We start from the raw sequence: 16,238 nt of genomic DNA on the forward strand, positions 1-16,238 counted from the left end.
GCCTCTTCGCGAGCAAGCCCGCTCCCACATCTGATCGAGGTTCTCCAGAAGAAATGCGATCAAGTGTGGGAGCGGGCTTGCTCGCGAAGAGGCCGGAACATCAAAGCAAGTCATCCGGCCAGTCGCGCTATCATAGGCAGACGCACCACCTTCGCTTTGTACCGGAGCCAACCCCCGCAATGCCCCAGATCACCCACTTCAAAACCCCGTGCCCCGAGCACCTCAACAGCCAGATCCTGCAGATGGTGGTCGACAACCTGACCGACATCAGCATGGTCGCGATCCCGCCAAGCAACCTGTTGTACAACGTGTACCAGTACGCGATCGGCTTTGAGGTGCACCTGTACCTGGAGGCGTTGAACGGGGCGAAAGGGATCGATGTGGAACTGATCGTCGCCACCGATCCCGACGACCCGGAGCACGTCACGGGGTTCCTGCTGTACCTGCCGGTCAAGGACGATTCCCAGGCGTGCGGCGTGGCGTACATGGCGGTGCACGCCGGCCATCGGCGCCAGGGCATTGCGCGTCGGATGCTGCGCGAGATGGTGGCTCGCTACCCGCACGCCGAGCTGGCCTGCGCGGTGGCCAAGGTGCCGTATTTCGAGGCGATGGGCTTCCAGGTGGTGGGCACGCGGGCCACCCAGGTGTTGATGAACACCCGTGATCACGGCAGCGACGGCTTGATGGCGTTGCTGGACGTGGCGTCGATCTACAGCTCGCTGGAGGTGCGGCAGATTCATACCTATCTGCTGCAAAAACACGGCAAGCGGGCCATGATCGATGCGGAAAAACAGCGCGACCGGCACCTGGACCAACTGACGCGCAAGGCCAGTGAGTTTGTGCGCGAGCGGTTGGCCTGATCTCAATCTCCAGCCCCTCCCACCCGGGGATGGGTTGGTTATCAGAAGGTTAAAAAAGAGCCTCAAAGCTCTTTGATGGGGAGAAGTGGAGCCATTGAGGCTCAAGATGCGCATGAAGCAGGCGGTGAGCTTGATAGGGGTTCAGTACACTCACCACCTGCGCAACGGCTTGGGCAAGCAAGCGGCTGCGCAACTTCATCGTAGAAACATGGGGGGGCGGCCTCAAGTACCGCTAGTCGAGTCCCCCCACATTTGACCTGTGTTCGCCAATCAAATGTGGGAGCGGGCTTGCTCGCGAAGGGGGTGACTCGGATTTACTGCCGAAACACCAACGCCTTCAACCCACACTCAAGATCGGCATCCGGAAACTCCGGCGGATTCTCCAGCCGCTGCTCGAACCGCAGCCCCGGTGCTTCGCGGGTGACACCCTCGATCAGGAAGTCCGCACCAAACGCCGGATCGTTCATGCACGCCAGCACCATACCCTGCGGGCTGAGCAGTTCCGGGAGGCGGCGCAGCACGCGCTGGTAGTCCTTGGTCAGCAGGAAGCTGCCTTTCTGGAACGATGGCGGGTCGATGATCACCAGGTCGTACGGGCCCTTGCCGATCACCTTGCCCCAGGATTTGAACAGGTCGTGGCCGAGGAACGTCACCTGGCTCAGGTCATGCCCGTTCAGCCGGTGATTGTCGCGGCCACGGCTCAGGGCCGGGCTGGACATGTCCAGGTTGACCACGTGGGTCGCGCCGCCTTCGATGGCGGCCACCGAAAAGCCGCAGGTGTAGGCGAACAGGTTGAGCACCCGTTTGCCTTGGGCATTGGCCCGTACCCAATCGCGGCCATAGCGCATGTCGAGGAACAGCCCGGTGTTCTGCTTGCGGCCCAGGTCCACCCGATATTTCAGGCCGCCCTCGGTGATGGTCAGTTCGTCGATTTCTGCCCCCAGCAGCCACTCGGTGGTGCTTTGCAGCAGGTAGCGATGTTGCAGCAACAGCGTATGCGCGCCGGACTGCGCCCACTGCGCCGACCGGGTGATCGCCATCAGCAACTGCTTGAGGTCCTCCAATTGCGAAGGCTCCGGCTCCTTGAACAACGCCACCAGCACCACGCCCTGCAACCAGTCGACGGTCACTTGCTCCAGCCCCGGCCAGCAGCGGCCACGGCCGTGGAACAGGCGGCGGGTTTCGGCGGGGGCGGCCGCCAGGGCGGTCAGCACATGCTGGTTGAGAGTGGCGAGGGCGTCTGGGTTCATCGGTCAAGGGTCGGCGATTTGAGGGGGCGGCATTTAACCATAGTTGCACCCTCAGCGGATCACACATAACCCCTGTGGGAGCGGGCTTGCTCGCGAAGGCGGCATGACAGCCGACATCAATGTTGACTGATACACCGCTTTCGCGAGCAAGCCCGCTCCCACAGGGGGCGCAACAGGTTTTTAGGGTTGTGAGTTATCACGAATAATTTAACTCTGCGTGAGGATTTGGCGATCTTGTCGCTCCCATACTCGGCTCCAACGAACAATCAACAGGAGCCCGGACATGTCGCAGACCCCTGCTTCACCCAAGGCCAGCCACCCACGCTGGCTGCGGCTCACCCACTGGCTCAACGCCCTGGCGGTGCTGGTGATGGTCACCAGCGGCTGGCGCATCTACAACGCATCGCCACTTTACGATTTCAGCTTTCCCGCCTCGATCACCCTCGGCGGCTGGCTGGGGGGGGCGCTGCAATGGCATTTCGCGGCGATGTGGTTCCTGGCGATCAACGGTCTCGTGTACCTGGCTTTCAATCTGTTCAGTGGTCGCCTCAAGCGTCGCTTTTTCCCGGTTTCACCCAAAGGCGTGCTGCATGACCTGTGGGCCGCATTGCGCGGAAAACTCGGCCACGCCGACCTGAGTCATTACAACCAGGTGCAACGGTTTGCGTACCTGTTCGTGATGCTCGACATCACGCTGCTGGTGATCTCCGGGCTGGTGCTGTGGAAGTCGGTGCAGTTCCCGCTGTTGCGTGAGTTGCTGGGCGGCTACGAAGCGGCGCGGCATGTGCACTTCATCGCCATGTCGCTGCTGGTCGCCTTTGTGGCGGTGCATCTGCTGATGGTCGCGCTGGTCCCCAAAACCCTGGTGGCGATGATTGTCGGTCGCAAGGAGCCCGTATGAAAAAGCCCGATCTTGATGAGTCATCCATCCTGGCCGACGCCCGCAAAATCCTCGCGCCGCAGATCGAGGACCGCTCACGCCGTTCGTTCCTGCTGCGTGGCCTGACCCTCGGCGGCGTGGCGATGTTGTCCGGTTGCAACCTGACCGACAGCGAAAGCGTCGAGACCGCGCTGTCGTCGATGTCGCGCTTCAACGATCGGGTGCAGGGCTGGCTGTTCAACCCCAACGCCATGGCGCCGACCTACCCGGCGTCGATGATCACCCGGCCGTTTCCGTTCAATGCCTTCTACGGCATCGACGAAGCGCCGACGGTGGAGGAGGAGGGTTATCGCCTGGAAGTCACCGGCCTGGTGGCGGACAAGCGCAGCTGGCGCCTGGAAGAGTTACGCGCCATGGCGCAGACCGAACAGATCACCCGGCACATTTGCGTCGAAGGCTGGAGCGCGATCGGGCGCTGGGGCGGCGTGCGCTTCAGTGACTTCCTCAAGCGCGTCGGCGCCGACACCGACGCCAAATACGTCGGCTTCAAGTGCGCCGACGACTACTACACCAGCATCGACATGGCCACCGCGCTGCATGCGCAAACCCTGCTGGCGCTGACCTGGGACGGCGCCGTGCTGCCGCGCGAGTACGGCTTCCCGATGAAGCTGCGCATGCCCACCAAGCTTGGCTACAAGAACCCCAAACACATCCAGGCGATTTTCGTCAGCAACACCTACAGCGGTGGCTACTGGGAAGACCAGGGCTACAACTGGTTCGGTGGCAGTTGACGGGGCCGCCTGGCTATTTCGCTCGTCCACCACCTCTGCTTCAAGGAGTTTCATCATGAAAAAGTTGACCACCGTCGTTCTGTCCATGTGCCTGGCAGTCGGCGCCGCCAGCGTGTTTGCTGCCGACACCATGAGCAAGGATTCGATGTCCAAGGACGCCATGTCCAAGGACGCGATGAAGAAGGACTCCATGGCCAAGGACACCCTGAAAAAGGACAGCATGTCCAAGGATGCGATGAGCAAGGACGGCATGAAAAAAGACGCCATGTCCAAGGACGCGATGAAAAAGGACGCCATGTCCCAATAACCCCAAACACCACAATCCCCTGTGGGAGCGGGCTTGCTCGCGAAAGCGGTGTGTCAGTCGGCGCATGAGTTGCCTGATACACCGCCTTCGCGAGCGAGCCCGCTCCCACAGTTTTTTTTGTGGCGACGTCAGGGGTATGACTTCAAGTCATACCCCCATGATTTTATATGGTTACAGCCCCGCCAACCCCCGGTGTTAAAAAATCGCAAACCAGCTCATCAACAACAAAAAGAGCGTTTGCAACCATGACTCATCCTCACTGCCGCGCCCTCGCCAGCGACCTGCTGCGCTCTTCGAACCCCGACACCCGCCACGCCAATCCCACGGTTTGCGTGCACCTCTGATCAACCCAAATCCCTGACCAAATCCCTGAAGAGTAACGACCCATGAAAGCACTCGACCTGTACATCGGTGAAGGTTTCGAAGGCCCTGGCGTGAACGCCGCGCACATCAACATCCTGATCGGTCCGCGCAACGGCCCGGCCGGGCAAGCCTTCGCCAACAGCCTGGCCTCGCCAAGCCAGGGCCATTGCCCGTTCATGGTGATCGCCCAGCCCAACATCCCGGTCAAGCCGATGACCCTGTACGTGAACAAGGCCGCGATCGGCAGCGACCTGCACGGCAACGCCACCTGGGGCGCGTCCCAGGCCGGTATCGCCAAGGCGGTGCTCGAAGCACTGCTCGACGGCACCCTGCCGCCGGAAGCCGAAGACGAGTGGGCCATCGTCACGGCCAACTGGGTCAACCCGGCCTGCGACGACCTCGATGCGGTGTACCTGAACAACTACAACGCCTGCCGCACCGCGATCCGCGCCGCCCTGACCGGCAAGCCGGAAACCGCGCAACTGGCGGACGTGGTCAATCACATCAGCAACCCTTTCTACACGCTAAAAGCCTGAGGTCCGCGCCATGCAATACATCCGTTTGGGCAACTCCGGCCTGCAAGTCTCCCGCCTGTGCCTGGGCACCATGAACATGGGCACCCCGGACTGGAAACCGTGGATTTTCGATGAGAAGAAAAGCGAGCCGATCGTCAAGCACGCGCTGGACAACGGCGTGAACTTCATCGACCTGGCAGACTTCTATTCCGCCGGTGTCGGCGAAGAAGTGGTGGGGCGCATCGTCAAGCGCCTGGCCCGTCGCGAAGACCTGGTGATCACCACCAAGGTCGGCTACGGCACTCGCACCGGAATCAACGCCAGCGGTCATTCGCGCAAGCACATCATGGACAGCATCGACGCCTCGCTCAAACGCCTGGACATGGATTACGTCGATGTCTTCATGCTGCATTACTTCGACGTGAACACCCCGGTGGAAGAAACCATGAGCGCGATGAACGACATCGTGCGTTCCGGCAAGGCACGCTACATCGGCGTGTCGACCATGCTCACCGGGCAACTGGCGAAAATCCTCATGGCGTGCGAGCGCAATGGCTGGGTCAAGCCGATCAACATGCAGCTGCAACTGAACTGCGCCTACCGCGAAGAAGAGCGCGAGATGATCCCGTTCTGCCGTGACCAGGGTCTCGGCGTGTCGGTGTTCAGCCCGCTGGCCCGTGGCCTGCTGACCGGTGACGCGCAGTCGACCCGCAACCAGACCGACTTTTTCACCCAGCAGATGTACAGCGACGAAGCCTCGTTCGAAATCGCCCATTCGGTGCAGCGCGTGGCCCGCGCCCGTGGCGTGTCCAACGCACAGATCGCCCAGGCCTGGGTCGCCAATCATCCGGGCGTGGATTGCATGCTGGTCGGCGCCGACACCACCGAGCAGTTCGACAGCGCCCTCGCCGCGCTGGAAACCAAACTCGATGCCGAAGAACTGCATGAGCTGGAACGCAATTACACCCCGTGCGACGTGATCAACGACTACACCGCCGGTAAACGCATCCTGCGTTCGGCCCGTCCCGGCCTGGAACGCTTCACCCTGACCGAGGCCGTGGCATGAGCGCGTTGATACGTCACGGCAATTTCATTGATGGGCACTGGTTTACTGGTGAAGGGTCCAGCGGCGGGGCAACGTATCCAGTGCTGAACCCGGCCACCGGCGAGCTGATCGCCGACGTGCAAAAGGCCGGCGCCGAAGAAACCAGACTGGCCATCGAAGCGGCGAACCGCGCCTTGCCGGCGTGGCGCAAGCTGACCGCCAAGGAACGCAGCCAGCGCATCAAGCGCTGGGGCGAGTTGATGCTGGGCAACCAGAAGGACCTGGCCACCTTGCTCAGCCGCGAACAAGGCAAGCCGCTGGCCGAAGCCATGGGCGAAGTGGTCTACGCCGCGAGCTTCCTGGAGTGGTTCGCCGAAGAAGCCAAGCGCGCCTACGGCGACGTGATCCCGAGCCACAAGGCCGATGCGCGGATCATCGTGGTCAAGGAAGCCATCGGCGTGGTCGCCGCAATCACGCCGTGGAACTTCCCGTTGGCCATGGTCACCCGCAAGGTCGGCCCGGCGCTGGCGGCCGGTTGCACCATGATCCTCAAGCCTTCGGAAGAAACGCCGTTGTCGGCCTTCGCCCTGGCGGTACTGGCTGAGCAGGCCGGCATTCCGGCCGGCGTGTTCAACGTGGTGTCCGGCGACGCCGTGGCCATCGGCGGCGCACTGCAAGCGTCCGGCATCGTGCGCAAACTGTCGTTCACCGGCTCCACCCGCACCGGCAAATTGCTGATGCGCCAGGCGGCCGACACCTTGAAAAAGGTCTCGCTGGAGCTGGGCGGCAACGCACCGTTCATTGTCTTCGACGACGCGGACATCGACGCGGCGGTGAAGGGCGCGATGGCCTCGAAATTCCGTAACACCGGGCAGACCTGCGTCTGTGTGAACCGCTTCTTCATCCAGGACGGCGTGTACGAAGCCTTCACCGGGAAACTCGCCGAAGCCGTGGCAGCGATGCGCGTCGGCAATGCCCTGCAAGGTGAGACCGAGCAGGGTCCGCTGATCAACGCGGCGGCACTGGCCAAGGTCGAGCTGCATGTCAGCGACGCCGTGGAGAAGGGCGCCAAGGTCCTGTGCGGTGGCCGTCGCCACGCATTGGGCGGCACCTTTTACGAGCCGACCATTCTCGCCGAAGCCAGCGGCGACATGCTGATTGCCCAGGACGAAACCTTCGGCCCGGTGGCCGCGTGCTTGCGCTTCAAGGACGAAGCCGAGGTTCTGCAACGGGCCAACGACACGCCGTACGGCTTGTCTGCGTACTTCTACAGCCGCGACATCGGCCGCGTGTGGCGCATGGCCGAAGGCCTGGAAGCGGGCATGGTCGGGATCAACGAAGGGATCATTTCCACGGAAGTGGCGCCGTTCGGTGGCATCAAGGAATCGGGCCTGGGTCGCGAAGGTTCCAAGTACGGTCTGGATGACTACCTGGAACTCAAATACCTGTTGATGGGGGGGCTCTAACCCCACCACCCACCCCCCTGTGGGAGCGGGCTTGCTCGCGAATACGGTGTGTCAGGCAATGAATACGGCGACTGACACGCCCTCTTCGCGAGCAAGCCCGCTCCCACAAAAAGCAAAAGCCATCGGTTTCATTTCTCCGTCAATAACAACAATTGGAGACTTACATGTCCGTACAACCGGTAAAAATCGACGACCTGCCCATCGGGCGCTTTCACATCAAGATTGCCGGCCTGACCTTCGGTGCGCACTTCACCGACGGCTACATCCTTGGCCTGATCGGTATCGCGTTTACCCTGCTGAGCCCACAGATGCAGCTCGATGCCTTCTGGCAAGGGTTGATCGGCGCTTCGGCATTGATCGGTCTGTTCATGGGCAGCCTGTTCTTTGGCTGGATCTCCGACAAGGTCGGGCGGCAGAAAATCTTCCTGGTCAGCTTCGTGCTGATCACCCTGGCGTCGGTGATGCAGTTCTACGTTGAATCGGCCATGGCGCTGTTCCTCTGTCGGGTGCTGATCGGTATCGGCCTGGGCGGCGACTTCAGTGTCGGCCACGCCATGCTCGCCGAGTTCGCGCCGAAGAAGCACCGTGGGGTGTTGCTCGGTTCGTTCAGCGTGATCTGGACCTTCGGCTACGTGGCGGCCACCTTCGTCGGCACCGCCATGCTCAGCCTTGGCGACGATGCCTGGCGCTGGATGCTGGCCTCGTCGGCGATCCCGGCGGCACTGATCCTGATCGCGCGTATCGGCACCCCGGAATCGCCACGCTGGCTGGTCAACCAGGGGCGTATCGCCGAGGCACGGGCGATCGTCAAGAAACACCTGGGCGACAACGTCGAGCTCGACGAAACCCGCTCCACCGAAACCCGTTCCGGCTACGCGGTGCTGTTCAGCCGTGAATACCGCAAGCGCACGGCGTTCAACTGCCTGTTCTTCGTCTGCATCGTCATGCCGTACTTCGCCATCTACACCTTCCTGCCGTCGATCCTGCAGAAGATGGGCCTGGCCGAAGGCTTCGGCACCGAGTTGATGCTCAACATGCTGCTGATCCTCGGCGCCTTGATCGGCATCTGGTGCACCATCAAGTTCACCCGTCGCGGTTTCCTGATCAACTCGTTCATCATCCTCGCCATCGCCCTGTTCCTGTTGGCGGTACTGCCGGGCAGCGCGGCGTTCCTGATGGTGCTGGTGTTCGGGCTGTTCACCCTGGTGTTGTCGGCGGTGAGTAACCTGGTGGGCGTGTTCCCGGCTGAAAGCTTCCCCACCGAAGTGCGCGCCAGCGGCATCGGCCTGGCGACGGCGGTCAGCCGCCTGGGCTCGGCGGTCAGCACCTTCCTGCTGCCGGTGAGTGTGGCGGGGATCGGCCTGAGCCCGACCATGGGCATCCTGGCGGCGATCCTGGCGATCGGTGCGTTGCTGTCCTGGGCGTGGGCGCCGGAAACCAAGTCGCTGACCCTGAGCCAGGCGTGCAAGGCGCAGAGCCCGGTGGAGGCGGGTGAGCATGTGGCCGTGAAAGCCGCAACACCAATCTGAGAGGCTGTCACAGGTCAAATGTGGGAGCGGGCTTGCTCGCGAAAGCGGAGTGTCAGTGGACATTGAAATTGACTGACCCGCCGCCTTCGCGAGCAAGCCCGCTCCCACAGGGGAGGGCGGTGTGCTATGGATTGCTGACCGTTTCCAGCCATTCGGTAAACAACCGCACTTTCGACAATCCCCATTTGTCGTTCGCTACGTCCAGCCAATAGCCGTATGGCCCGATCACCTCCACCGGGGTGATTGGCAACAGGCTGCCATTGGCCAGTTCCTTCTCGATCATCTGCCGGTCGATCACTGCCAGCCCGCCACCGGCCAGCGCGGTGTGGATCACCTGGTCCAGGGTACTGAATTCCAGCCCTTGCCCGGCATCGACATCGTCGCGGCCGATGGCCGCCAGCCAGTTTTCCCAGACCTTCAAGCGCTTGCCGTTGTGCAGGATGTGCAGCAACGGCCATTGCTGCAGGTCCGGTGACTGACCGCCTGAGAACAGTTCCGGGCTGGCGACGGCGATGTGCCGTTCCATCACCAGCAACTGACTGTGGCAATGGGTGGCCGCTTCGAGGCCGAAGCGGATGTGGCAATCGCTTTCGGCGAGGTTGTCGTGGCTGGCCTGGTTGGTCACGCTCAAGCTGATGTCCGGGTAGCGCTGGCAAAACGCGCGCAGGTGCGCCGATAACCAGCGCGTCGCCCAGGTCGGTGGCGCGACAACGCGCAGGCGCTGGCGCAGGTTGGGGACGCGCACGCCTTGCAGGGCACGTTCGATCTGGTCGAAGGCATCGCTCAGTGGCGGGGAGAGGGCGATGCCGGCTTCGGTCAGCGACAGCCCTTGCGGTGTACGGATGAACAACGCCACGCCGAGGTAGTCTTCGAGTTGCTTGATCTGTCGGCTCACCGCGCCCTGGGTGACGTTCAGGCCCAGGGCTGCCTGGCTGAAACTGCGATGGCGCGCCACCTCTTCGAAGACGCGCAGCATGTTGAGCGAGGGCAGTTGACGCATCGGAGGGGCTCATTTTCAAGAGGGTGTGCTGTAGCGCCTATCTGACTATTGGCAATGAGCGGATGCAAGTATTGTTTCAGGCGTGCAAAAAATACCGGTCCAGCGTGCACGACGGCTGATTTCATCGCCTGGGGGGATAAAAATGAATTTCCTCCAGTACCGCTGCTCATACCTGTAGGTAGCGGAACAGAGCCCGCGAAATCATTGATGCATACAGGGAGCGGCAAGGTCATGAGTCGAGTACCGACTGCAGGTGGAAATCTTCCTGGCGGGTTGATTCTGGTGGTGGAGGACGACCCGCTGATCCTCGAATTTCTCTGTGAAATTCTTCAGGAAGAAGGCTACGCGGTGCATTCCCAGGCCAGTGCGGACGCCGCCTCGGTGTACTTGCAGCGCCACGCAGCGGACGTCGGGTTATTGCTGACGGACATCACCATGCCCGGCACGCTCAACGGCGCGGACCTGGCCAACCTGTTCGGTGATCGCTGGCCGGACAAGCCGATCATGATCATGTCGGGCTTCGAAACCCCCGAGAGTTCGGGTGTGCGGCACGACGTCTCGTTCATCAAGAAACCCTGGGCGTTGGGGCAGTTGCTCGATTGCGTGGACGGTGCCTTCAAATCGCGTCGTACCCTGTAGGCGCTGCCGCAGGCTGCGATCTTTTAAAAAAATCAAAAGATCGCAGCCTGCGGCAGCGCCTTCGGGGATCGTGTACATTTCTCAAGACACTCGCCAGCTCCTTGAGACAGGAAGAACCCTTTTGTCTTCTCCCACACCCGTCTTCAATGTCCCGTACCGCGCCTTCCTGTTCGACATGGACGGCACCATCCTCACCTCCATTGCCGCCGCCGAGCGGGTCTGGGCCACCTGGGCCTTGCGCCATGGGGTCGACGTCGCGGCTTTCCTGCCGACCATCCATGGCGCCCGCGCCATCGATACCATCAACCGCCTGGCGTTGCCCGGTGTCGATGCCGAGGCCGAGGCGGCGTGGATCACCGAGGCGGAAATCGAGGACGTCGAAGGGGTTGAAGAGGTGGCCGGTGCGGCGCGGTTTCTCCATTCATTGCCGCCCCATCAATGGGCAATCGTCACGTCCGCGCCGAGGACGCTGGCACTGCGGCGCATGGCCGCCGCCGGGATTCCCGAGCCGGGCGTGATGATCACCGCCGAGGACGTCAGCGTCGGCAAGCCCGACCCGGCGGGGTATCGATTGGCGGCGCGGCGACTGGGGGTGGAGATCGGCGATTGCCTGGTGTTCGAAGACGCGACCGTGGGGATCCTCGCGGCAGAGGCGGCGGGGGCGGATTTGCTGATCGTGACGGCGACGCATGAGCGGCCCATCAAGACGCTGCATGGGACCTTGGGTGGTTATGACGCGGTTGTCACGAAGGTCGATACAGACGGCTTTATCCGCCTGCACACCCTCTGAAGGTGGGAGCGGGCTTGCTCGCGAAGGCGCAAGACCAGTCGGTATTTGCATGGGCTGACACACCGCTTTCGCGAGCAAGCCCGCTCCCATAGGGGTGTGGTATTTCAGTAGACCCGGGAAGCAGCGCCCCGAGCCAACGCACCCCTTCCCCTGTAGGAGCTGCCGCAGGCTGCGATCCTTTGATCTGGCTCTTCAAAATCAAAAGATCGCAGCCTGCGGCAGCGCCTACAAGTCTGTTCGGGCGCTACGGCGGATCACCTGCGGTGGCTGCCCGAACGCTCGCAAGAAGGCTTCGCGCATGCGGCGGCGGTCGCTGAAGCCGGTTTCCATAGCGATCTGGTCAAGGCTCAGGCGCCCGCGTTCGAGCATTTGCCGTGCCGCTTCCAGGCGCAGGTGTTCGATGGCCTTGGCCGGCGATTGGCCGGTTTCGGCGCGAAAGGCGCGGCTGAATTGCCGGGGGCTGAGGCGCGCCACGTCCGCCAGCTGCTCCACCGAAAGCGCCTGGGCCAGGTGCTCCCGGGCATAGCCGAGCACGGTCTGGATGCGGTCGGATTTCGGCTCCAGCTCCAGCAGCGCCGAGTGTTGCGACTGGCCTCCGGCGCGGCGGTGGTACATCACCAGTTTCTGGGCCACGGAGCGGGCGAGTTCCGCGCCGTGGTCCTTTTCCACCATGGCCAGCGCCAGGTCGATGCCGGCGGTCATCCCGGCGGAGGTCCAGATCGAACCGTCGATCACGTAGATACGGTCGGCTTCCACCTGGATCGAGGGAAAGCGTTCCTGCAATTGCCGCGCATAGGCCCAGTGCGTGGTCGCCCGCCGTCCGTCGAGCAAGCCGGCCTGGGCCATGACAAAGGCGCCCGAACAGATGGACGCCGTGCGCCGCGCAGTGACGGCACTGGCACGCACGTAGTCGAGTACCGCATCGGGGGCCTGTTCGAGGATCGTATCGCCGCCGACCACGATCACGGTATCGATCACCCGCTCATCGAAGGCCTCGGTGCCGACCGTCAACCCGCCGGAGGCGCGCAGCGGGCGGCCGTCTTCGGACAGCACGCGCACCTCGTACAGGGTTTCGCCCGCACTGAAGTTGGCGTACTCGAACACCGGCATCGCCGCCAGCGCCATGGACTGGAACCCGTCGAAAACCACAAACGCCACGCTGATCATCGAGCAACTCCCATGGTCATGTCCGAAAAACGTACTTTAAACGTCATTTGCGACATCTACGAGTCCCTTTATAACGGTTCACACCCGGCGAATCCCTCGCCGCACCGTGAAGGACATTGAACATGACACTCTCATCCAAAGGTACTGCATTGGTCACCGGCGCTTCGTCGGGCATTGGCGCGGTGTATGCCGACCGACTCGCCCGCCTGGGTTACGACCTGATTCTGGTGGCGCGCAGCCAGGCAAAGCTCAACGCCCTGGCCACCCGCCTGAGCGATGAAACCGGGCGCACCGTGGAGGTGGTGGCCGCGGATTTGACGGACAAGGCCGACGTGCGACGGGTCGAGCAGATCCTGCGCAGCGACGCGAGCATCACCCTGCTGGTCAACAACGCCGGGGTCGGCGCGGTGATGCCGCTGCTCGGTAGCCCCGTGGATGACATGGAAGACATGATCAACCTCAACATCACCGCGCTGACGCGCCTGGCTTACGCGGTGGCGCCCGGTTTCGTCGCCCGTGGCGCGGGAACGGTGATCAACATCGCCTCGATCGTCGCCATCGCCCCGGAAATCCTCAACGGCGTGTATGGCGGGACCAAGGCGTTCGTCCTGGCCCTGAGCCAATCGATGCACCACGAACTGGCGGACAAAGGCGTGCGTGTGCAGGCGGTGTTGCCGGGCGCTACCGCCACGGACTTCTGGAGCGAGGCCGGACACCCGGTGGAAAACCTGCCGCCGGAAATCGTCATGTCTGCCCAGGAGATGGTTGATGCGGCGCTGGCGGGGCTGGCCAGTGGTGAGGTGGTGACCATTCCGGGGCTGCATGACGGCGCGCAATGGGATCAATACGAAGCGCAGCGGCAGGTGCTGTCCGGGTTGTTCGGCAATTGCGTCCCGGCACCGCGCTACCGTTAGATCCGATGGACGCCCTCCCTGTAGGCGCGAGCAGGCTCGCGATGGAGGTTCGGATAACGCGGGCTGTCAGGCTCACGGGTTATCGTTGACGCCCATCGTGAGCCTGCTCGCTCCTACAGGGGTTGGCGTCTGCATGAACTACGCTTGATGAAGGACCGTTCACCACGGTAGGCGCCCAACATGCTTCACATCCGAACGCCCTTGATCCTGCACCCAGACCTGTCGACGCCATCCCGCCGAATCTGGCTCAAACTGGAAAACCTGCAACCCAGCGGTTCCTTCAAGCTGCGCGGGATCGGGCTGTTGTGCAGTCAGGCGGCGGCGCAGGGCAAGCGCAAGGTGATTTGTCCTTCCGGCGGCAATGCCGGCTTTGCCACGGCGGTGGCCGCTGCCCGGCTGGGATTGAAGGCCTGCATCGTGGTGCCGCACACGACCCCCGAATCCACCCGTGCCAAGATCAGCAAAACCGGGGCCGAGGTGATCGTCCATGGCAAGGTCTGGGACGAGGCCAATCTGCGGGCGAAAGAATTGGCACAGGGCCAGGACACCGAGTACGTGCCGGCCTTCGACCATCCGGTGCTGTGGCAAGGGCATAGCACGATGATCGATGAAATCCTCGAGGAGTGTCCGCAGGTCGATGCGCTGGTGACGTCGGTGGGCGGCGGTGGCTTGCTGGCGGGGATCCTCACCGGCCTGATCCGCCACCAGCGCCTGGACTGCCGGATCATCGCCTGCGAAACCCAGGGCTCGGCGTCTTTTGCCGCCGCTGTCAAGGCCGGGCACCCCGTCAAGTTCTCCCGGATCGACACGGTCGCCAGGTCGCTCGGCGCCACCTTGGTGGCCGCGTGGCCGGTCCAGCACATTGTCGATTTCCCCCACGAATGCGTGGTGCTCAGCGACGAGGAGGCGATCATGGGCGTGGTGCGCTACGCCAGCGATATGCGCCAGCTGGTCGAACCCGCCTGTGGCGTTTCGCTGGCCGTCGCCTACCTGGACCACCCGGCCATTGCCGAAGTCCATGACGTGGTGATTATCGTGTGCGGCGGGGTCAGCATCAGCGCGTCGCTGGTGGCGGGATGGGCGCGTTAAACCCGCGCTGCCGGGTGTCTCAAGCAAGGCAGGGCTGGAAACGCGATCCGGGTTTCACAAGCCCCACCGCTGAGGTTGGCGTGGTTCATTGACCGGCGGCAACGCCGTCCTGGACGAGGATGGCGCGGGCCAGGTCTTCGTCGCTGGCGTTGTTGAGGTCGGGGTGTTGTTGACGAATCCGCTGTAAAACCTGCTCCAGGTAAACGCCACGAATCGCACCGCCACTGGCCACGAAGCTGGAAGCGTCATCCCGGGCGGGGATCATCAGTTTGTCATCCTTGAACGTCGAATACAGCGAAGCGGAAACGCCGGCCGAGGTGGCGACGTCGCCCGCGTCCACTTTGGCCATGGCAGAGCCGAAGGGTAAACACAGTAGCAGGGAAGAAACGATAATCAGACGGCGCATGACGGTGTCCTCTGAAAGCGTGCAGCAAAAAGGAAGTGCCTCACCTTTTAGGATGCACGGCGATCGCCCAGAGTTCCCCTGTCGGATTCGTGGAAGCCGTTCAGCGCGAAAACCGGCTGCGGTAATCCCGTGGCGAGACCCCCAGGTTGCGCTGGAACGTCAGGCGCATGCGCTCTTCATCGCCAAAGCCGCACAGCCGGGAAATCTGGTCGATGTTGCGCTCGGAGTCTTCCAGCAGGCGGCGGGCGGCTTCGACCCGCAGCACTTCCACGGCTTTGGCCGGGGTGCGCCCGGTCTTGAGCTTGTAGACCCGGGCAAAGTTTCGCGGGCTCATTTGCACTTGCTGGGCGAGGGTCTCGACCGTGAGGTTTTCGCCGGCCAGGTTCTGCGTGATCCACAGGTGCAGGTCGTCGAAGGCCGCGCCGTCATCGGTCTGCGATTTGAGCAATTGGCTGTATTGGGCCTGGCCGCCGGGACGCTTGAGGAACACCACCATCTCCCGCGCGACCTGCAATGCGACTTCACGCCCGCAATCTTCCTCGACCAGCGCCAGGGCCAGGTCGATACCGGCGCTGACACCGGCGGAGGTCCAGACCGAGTCGTGCTTGACGAAGATCGCATCGCTGTCGACTTCAATCGACGGGTAGCGCTCCTTGAGCATGTCGCACATCTTCCAGTGGGTGGCGGCGCGTCGGTCTTCCAGCAAGCCGGCCTCGGCCAGCAGAAAGGTCCCGCTGCACACCGACGCGGTGCGCTTGGCCTTGCCCGATGCCTCGGCCAGCCACGCGACAAGGTCCAGCGACTGGTTCATGGCGTGCAGGATATTTGGTGCGCCGGGAGCGATCAGCGTGTCGATCGATTGCTCGTCGAATTCGCTCAGCGCCAGCGTGTGCACCGCCAGGCCTTCCGCGGTGGCCATCAAGCCACCGGCCACGCTGGCCGTGTGCAGCGCGTAACCGGGCAAGCCGCGGCCATTCATGTATCGCGAGGCCGCCCAGAACACCGTTTGTGCTCCCGTCAGGTCCAGCAGGCCCATGTCCGGGTACGCGAGGAAGACAATCAGGCGCGGTTGGGCAACGGGAAGTTCCGGTGATTCGAAAGGACTGGGAAATGCGTTCATAAGCTTCTGTTTTAGCGAGTTGGAATAATGATAATTCGCAAACGGTATAAACGTGATTGCAGCTGATCGGCTGTCAGGAATTCAGGGGTTTCTGTCCGATGGACCCG

At 62.7% G+C, this 16,238-nt stretch carries 17 protein-coding genes; 12 read left to right on the top strand and 5 right to left on the bottom strand.

Annotation, left to right across the window (positions count from 1 at the left end):
- Nucleotides 1–179 precede the first annotated feature (179 nt).
- Nucleotides 180–860, top strand: coding sequence for a GNAT family N-acetyltransferase (locus tag F8N66_RS02000; protein ID WP_150768575.1), 681 nt, complete (start codon nucleotides 180–182; stop codon nucleotides 858–860).
- Between the two features lie 314 nt (nucleotides 861–1,174).
- Here the strand turns inward: F8N66_RS02000 and F8N66_RS02005 are convergent, their stop codons facing one another.
- A complete protein-coding gene (locus F8N66_RS02005; protein WP_150768576.1) occupies nucleotides 1,175–2,110 on the bottom strand; it encodes a class I SAM-dependent methyltransferase in 936 nt (311 codons plus the stop codon).
- Between the two features lie 283 nt (nucleotides 2,111–2,393).
- On the opposite strand from F8N66_RS02005, the gene F8N66_RS02010 reads away from it, so the two are divergent.
- The 7 genes from F8N66_RS02010 (at nucleotide 2,394) to F8N66_RS02045 (ending at nucleotide 9,006) form a co-directional block, all read left to right on the top strand.
- Complete coding sequence (locus F8N66_RS02010; RefSeq protein ID WP_150768577.1) at nucleotides 2,394–3,011, top strand: cytochrome b/b6 domain-containing protein; 618 nt, start codon at nucleotides 2,394–2,396, stop codon at nucleotides 3,009–3,011.
- Nucleotides 3,008–3,781 (top strand): molybdopterin-dependent oxidoreductase, encoded by a 774-nt coding sequence (locus F8N66_RS02015; protein ID WP_150768578.1) that lies wholly within the window; start codon nucleotides 3,008–3,010, stop codon nucleotides 3,779–3,781. The genes F8N66_RS02010 and F8N66_RS02015 overlap by 4 nt, the downstream gene beginning before the upstream one ends.
- 55 nt (nucleotides 3,782–3,836) lie before the next feature.
- Nucleotides 3,837–4,088 (top strand): pentapeptide MXKDX repeat protein, encoded by a 252-nt coding sequence (locus F8N66_RS02020; RefSeq protein ID WP_150768579.1) that lies wholly within the window; start codon nucleotides 3,837–3,839, stop codon nucleotides 4,086–4,088.
- Nucleotides 4,089–4,474: 386 nt separating this feature from the next.
- Nucleotides 4,475–4,987: a formaldehyde-activating enzyme gene (gene fae, locus F8N66_RS02025; protein ID WP_150768580.1), complete on the top strand. Its 513-nt coding sequence runs from the start codon at nucleotides 4,475–4,477 to the stop codon at nucleotides 4,985–4,987.
- A 10-nt stretch (nucleotides 4,988–4,997) separates the two neighbouring features.
- Nucleotides 4,998–6,032 (top strand): aldo/keto reductase, encoded by a 1,035-nt coding sequence (locus F8N66_RS02030; RefSeq protein WP_150768581.1) that lies wholly within the window; start codon nucleotides 4,998–5,000, stop codon nucleotides 6,030–6,032.
- The gene (locus tag F8N66_RS02035) at nucleotides 6,029–7,477 is read left to right on the top strand and encodes an NAD-dependent succinate-semialdehyde dehydrogenase (protein ID WP_150768582.1); all 1,449 of its coding nucleotides are present in this window, start codon (nucleotides 6,029–6,031) and stop codon (nucleotides 7,475–7,477) included. Before F8N66_RS02030 ends, F8N66_RS02035 begins: the two co-directional genes overlap by 4 nt.
- Nucleotides 7,478–7,641: 164 nt before the next feature.
- A complete protein-coding gene (locus F8N66_RS02045; RefSeq protein WP_150768583.1) occupies nucleotides 7,642–9,006 on the top strand; it encodes an MFS transporter in 1,365 nt (454 codons plus the stop codon).
- A gap of 124 nt (nucleotides 9,007–9,130) precedes the next feature.
- Here F8N66_RS02045 and F8N66_RS02055 read toward each other — a convergent pair whose 3' ends face one another.
- A complete protein-coding gene (locus tag F8N66_RS02055) occupies nucleotides 9,131–10,006 on the bottom strand; it encodes a LysR substrate-binding domain-containing protein (RefSeq protein ID WP_150768584.1) in 876 nt (291 codons plus the stop codon).
- Between the two features lie 231 nt (nucleotides 10,007–10,237).
- On the opposite strand from F8N66_RS02055, the gene F8N66_RS02060 reads away from it, so the two are divergent.
- Together F8N66_RS02060 and F8N66_RS02065 are read left to right on the top strand one after the other, a co-directional pair.
- Nucleotides 10,238–10,645 carry a response regulator gene (locus F8N66_RS02060; protein WP_150768585.1) on the top strand — a complete coding sequence of 136 codons (408 nt, stop codon included), beginning with the start codon at nucleotides 10,238–10,240 and terminating at the stop codon, nucleotides 10,643–10,645.
- Between the two features lie 121 nt (nucleotides 10,646–10,766).
- Nucleotides 10,767–11,435, top strand: coding sequence for an HAD-IA family hydrolase (locus F8N66_RS02065; protein WP_150768586.1), 669 nt, complete (start codon nucleotides 10,767–10,769; stop codon nucleotides 11,433–11,435).
- Between the two features lie 225 nt (nucleotides 11,436–11,660).
- On the opposite strand, the gene F8N66_RS02070 is transcribed toward F8N66_RS02065, so the two are convergent.
- On the bottom strand, nucleotides 11,661–12,602 hold the full coding sequence (locus F8N66_RS02070) for a GlxA family transcriptional regulator (protein ID WP_150768587.1): 942 nt from the start codon (nucleotides 12,600–12,602) through the stop codon (nucleotides 11,661–11,663).
- Between the two features lie 122 nt (nucleotides 12,603–12,724).
- Between F8N66_RS02070 and F8N66_RS02075 the strand changes: the two genes are divergently transcribed.
- Together F8N66_RS02075 and F8N66_RS02080 are read left to right on the top strand one after the other, a co-directional pair.
- Nucleotides 12,725–13,516, top strand: coding sequence for an SDR family NAD(P)-dependent oxidoreductase (locus F8N66_RS02075; protein WP_150768588.1), 792 nt, complete (start codon nucleotides 12,725–12,727; stop codon nucleotides 13,514–13,516).
- A gap of 180 nt (nucleotides 13,517–13,696) precedes the next feature.
- Entirely contained in the window at nucleotides 13,697–14,605 is a 909-nt protein-coding gene (locus F8N66_RS02080; protein WP_150768589.1) for a pyridoxal-phosphate dependent enzyme, read from the top strand.
- 85 nt (nucleotides 14,606–14,690) lie between these two features.
- Here the strand turns inward: F8N66_RS02080 and F8N66_RS02085 are convergent, their stop codons facing one another.
- Both F8N66_RS02085 and F8N66_RS02090 read right to left on the bottom strand, forming a co-directional pair.
- Nucleotides 14,691–15,011, bottom strand: coding sequence for a DUF2388 domain-containing protein (locus tag F8N66_RS02085; RefSeq protein WP_150768590.1), 321 nt, complete (start codon nucleotides 15,009–15,011; stop codon nucleotides 14,691–14,693).
- A 100-nt stretch (nucleotides 15,012–15,111) separates the two neighbouring features.
- Nucleotides 15,112–16,131 (bottom strand): GlxA family transcriptional regulator, encoded by a 1,020-nt coding sequence (locus tag F8N66_RS02090; RefSeq protein ID WP_150768591.1) that lies wholly within the window; start codon nucleotides 16,129–16,131, stop codon nucleotides 15,112–15,114.
- Between the last annotated feature and the right edge of the window lie 107 nt (nucleotides 16,132–16,238).

Origin of the sequence: Pseudomonas fluorescens (assembly GCF_902498195.1) — a bacterium.
Classification (GTDB): Bacteria; Pseudomonadota; Gammaproteobacteria; order Pseudomonadales; family Pseudomonadaceae; genus Aquipseudomonas; species Aquipseudomonas fluorescens_BU.

Coding starts and splice junctions, on each gene's coding strand:
- F8N66_RS02000 (WP_150768575.1), top strand. CDS start 180: ATGCCCCAGATCACCCACTTCAAAACCCCGTGCCCCGAGCACCTCAAC.
- F8N66_RS02005 (WP_150768576.1), bottom strand. CDS start 2,110: ATGAACCCAGACGCCCTCGCCACTCTCAACCAGCATGTGCTGACCGCC.
- F8N66_RS02010 (WP_150768577.1), top strand. CDS start 2,394: ATGTCGCAGACCCCTGCTTCACCCAAGGCCAGCCACCCACGCTGGCTG.
- F8N66_RS02015 (WP_150768578.1), top strand. CDS start 3,008: ATGAAAAAGCCCGATCTTGATGAGTCATCCATCCTGGCCGACGCCCGC.
- F8N66_RS02020 (WP_150768579.1), top strand. CDS start 3,837: ATGAAAAAGTTGACCACCGTCGTTCTGTCCATGTGCCTGGCAGTCGGC.
- fae (WP_150768580.1), top strand. CDS start 4,475: ATGAAAGCACTCGACCTGTACATCGGTGAAGGTTTCGAAGGCCCTGGC.
- F8N66_RS02030 (WP_150768581.1), top strand. CDS start 4,998: ATGCAATACATCCGTTTGGGCAACTCCGGCCTGCAAGTCTCCCGCCTG.
- F8N66_RS02035 (WP_150768582.1), top strand. CDS start 6,029: ATGAGCGCGTTGATACGTCACGGCAATTTCATTGATGGGCACTGGTTT.
- F8N66_RS02045 (WP_150768583.1), top strand. CDS start 7,642: ATGTCCGTACAACCGGTAAAAATCGACGACCTGCCCATCGGGCGCTTT.
- F8N66_RS02055 (WP_150768584.1), bottom strand. CDS start 10,006: ATGCGTCAACTGCCCTCGCTCAACATGCTGCGCGTCTTCGAAGAGGTG.
- F8N66_RS02060 (WP_150768585.1), top strand. CDS start 10,238: ATGAGTCGAGTACCGACTGCAGGTGGAAATCTTCCTGGCGGGTTGATT.
- F8N66_RS02070 (WP_150768587.1), bottom strand. CDS start 12,602: ATGATCAGCGTGGCGTTTGTGGTTTTCGACGGGTTCCAGTCCATGGCG.
- F8N66_RS02075 (WP_150768588.1), top strand. CDS start 12,725: ATGACACTCTCATCCAAAGGTACTGCATTGGTCACCGGCGCTTCGTCG.
- F8N66_RS02080 (WP_150768589.1), top strand. CDS start 13,697: ATGCTTCACATCCGAACGCCCTTGATCCTGCACCCAGACCTGTCGACG.
- F8N66_RS02085 (WP_150768590.1), bottom strand. CDS start 15,011: ATGCGCCGTCTGATTATCGTTTCTTCCCTGCTACTGTGTTTACCCTTC.
- F8N66_RS02090 (WP_150768591.1), bottom strand. CDS start 16,131: ATGAACGCATTTCCCAGTCCTTTCGAATCACCGGAACTTCCCGTTGCC.